Here is a 2,063-nt window from a genome sequence, read left to right on the forward strand (position 1 = left end):
TTGTTTCGGTGGGAAAGACCGTAAGAAACTATTTGTCACTGCCATGAAATCACTGTATACGCTGGATATGCAGGTATCGGGGGTTCAGTAAAAAAGTTCGTCTATGATATTAAGGGTTATTCCACTCCCTGCGAAGGCTGCCACCAACCATTTCTTTTCCTAATGTATACAATCTGTCCTGTATGGTAAGCCATGTGCGATAGCATGCTGGCAATCTCTGAACCACCGTCTTTTAGCTGCTGCTCAGTTGCCTTCTCTACCGCTTCTTCCCATTGGGTTTGAATATTATCTAACTTATCGACTGCCGATTTCCAATCTAGATCATCCAGCTTTTGAAAGGTGGATTCATTGTCGCCATTAAAGTCTACCGCTAAATCTCCTCGGAAGGCTCTTAGTATTTTCTCATTCCAAAAAACTACGTGCGATAATAATTCCCGAATTGAGTGCGTATCAATACTATCTTTCCAGTCTGCTTGTTCCACCGTGAGCCCTTCTATCGCGGTACTCAGCGGCACGTACCAATTGGCGGTAGTATGGTTATTCTTTACTTCCTCTAGTAAAATTGTTTTCGCCAAGCTAGTATCGGACTGATTGGTACAGCTTACCAAAGACCAGGCAGCAAATAAGATAGTAATAAACTTGGTAGTTTGGCCCATTCTATAAAGGTGCGCTTTTATGCTATGCGTCATAGGTTATGATTTATGTCTCATTAGAACTTTCAAATAGGTAGGAGTTGGATAAAATAGGTTCGTCTACAATATTTATTTCTTGATAGGAACAACGCTTTTATTTGATAGTGCTACGCCACCTGCCGACCTAATTTCTTCAGTACTTCTATCACCTTTCCCAACTGCTCATCCGAAAAATCCAGGTGGGTTACGAAACGAACATCCTGCTTTCCGAAGGGAACCGCTTGGACTCCCGCTTCTTCTAGTTTAGCCAAAAATTGTGGAGGAGTTACATCTTGCAAAGTAGCAATCACAATATTCGTCTCTACCGGAAGTACCGAAGCTACGTAGCTACATGTCTGCAAAGCAACCGCTAGCAGTTTTGCCCGCTGGTGATCTTCTTTTAACCGCTCTACGTGATGATCTAGTGCGTAGATACCCGCTGCGGCTAAGTAGCCCGCTTGCCGCATTCCCCCGCCAAATACCTTCCGTACCCGCCTCGCCTGCCTAATTAGTTCTTGACTACCTACCAGCACCGAGCCTACCGGAGCCCCTAATCCTTTGGATAGACAAACCGAAATAGAAGAAAAATACTTTCCATACTCAGCTGGATTGTCTCCCGTAGCTACCAGTGCATTGAACACTCGCGCACCATCTAAATGCAAAGCCAGTGAGTGTTTCTGACACACGTTGGCAATTGCCTCAATCCGATCTAAAGTGTAACAGGCTCCACCGCCCTTGTTCATCGTATTTTCTAACGCCACCAAACTGGTAGAAGGAAAGTGAATATCATCAGGGTTGATACTCGCCTCAATCATCTCCGCGCTCAGAATACCACGGTCTCCCGATAGTAACCGTACCGATACCATGGAGTTATACGCCAGTCCACCGCCCTCGTAAAGATAAATGTGCGCATTGCGGTCACAGACTACCTCTTGTTGGGGTTGAGTTTGCGCCCGAATCGCTATTTGGTTCGTCATTGTACCCGAAGGACAAAACAATCCTGCATCCATACTAAAAACGCGGGCGGTCTTCTCCTCTAATGCTTGAACAGTGGGGTCTTCTCCAAAAACATCGTCGCCCACTGAGGCTTGCATCATAGTTTCCAGCATAGCCGGAGTGGGACGGGTTACAGTATCACTACGAAGGTCAATCATATTCTTCTGAGTGTTATAGTGTTTTGGTGCGATAGTGTTATGGTGTGTGTTCGCATGTTTGGGTATAGTTAAGTTTATACAGTATAAATAGTTAAGTGCCTGAACACTTGAACATCGTTCCACGGCGGCTTGAACACAAAATATAAAATCCTAAATTACTCGTAGAAATTACAGAAGCAAAAAAATGCTGATCGCTACGCAACCAACTTTCAACTTGCGGCATCATACTGGTGAAATG

At 44.7% G+C, this 2,063-nt stretch carries 2 protein-coding genes; both read right to left on the minus strand.

The window, feature by feature from the left end; genetic code table 11:
* Nucleotides 1-116: 116 nt before the first annotated feature.
* Nucleotides 117-689 (minus strand): DinB family protein, encoded by a 573-nt coding sequence (locus tag WBA23_RS23095; protein WP_424584639.1) that lies wholly within the window; start codon nucleotides 687-689, stop codon nucleotides 117-119.
* Between the two features lie 110 nt (nucleotides 690-799).
* Nucleotides 800-1,825, minus strand: coding sequence for a threonine aldolase family protein (locus tag WBA23_RS23100; RefSeq protein WP_424584640.1), 1,026 nt, complete (start codon nucleotides 1,823-1,825; stop codon nucleotides 800-802).
* Nucleotides 1,826-2,063: the final 238 nt, after the last annotated feature.

This window comes from Tunicatimonas sp., from assembly GCF_049647865.1.
Lineage (GTDB): Bacteria > Bacteroidota > Bacteroidia > Cytophagales > Cyclobacteriaceae > Tunicatimonas.